1 protein-coding gene is annotated in these 614 nt (G+C 40.2%); it reads left to right on the top strand.

Going from position 1 to position 614, the window contains the following annotated elements:
* A partial coding sequence (locus tag Y7E_RS0106945) for an IS1182 family transposase (RefSeq protein ID WP_017150560.1) occupies positions 1 to 614 on the top strand: 614 nt, incomplete at both ends.

Below are 614 nucleotides of genomic sequence, written 5' to 3'. Positions count from 1 at the left end.
AGCGGATTCCGAGCCGTATTTAGAGCGACTTCAAGCACAAGTTGATAAGTTTGGATTTCAAATAGAAGCAGTGGCACTTGATGCTGGCTACTTTACAGGTTATATCTGCAAAAAATTATCGGAACAGAATATATTTATGGTGATGGGGTATCGCCGGTTTGGAAAAAGAAATAAAGACGTACCAAAAAGCCAATTTAAATACGAAAAAGAAACAGATGTATTTGCCTGTCCAATGGGATGTATTTTAGAATATGCGACAACCGATCGAGAAGGATATCGCCAATATAAGTCTAATCCAACAGATTGCGCAGTTTGTCCGTTGCGTAACAAATGTTTCTCAGAGAAACAAAAACAGAAGGTCATTACACATCACATTTGGGAAGAGTATAAAGATATTGCACGAAAAAACAAATTAACAAGTACAGGTAAAAAACTATATAAGGTACGCTGTTCTACTATTGAACGAAGCTTCGCGGATGCCAAAGAGCTACATGGCTATCGATACGCTCGGTTCCGGGGGCTGAAGTCTGTCCAAATGCAGGCTTATCTCACCGCAGCTTGCCAAAACATGAAAAAAATAGCCCTTCACCTGACCAAAAAGGGTCAGGTGAAGG

It is taken from the genome of Bacillus bingmayongensis, assembly GCF_000299035.1.
GTDB lineage: Bacteria > Bacillota > Bacilli > Bacillales > Bacillaceae_G > Bacillus_A > Bacillus_A bingmayongensis.
This window is presented reverse-complemented; position numbering and strand designations above follow the sequence as displayed.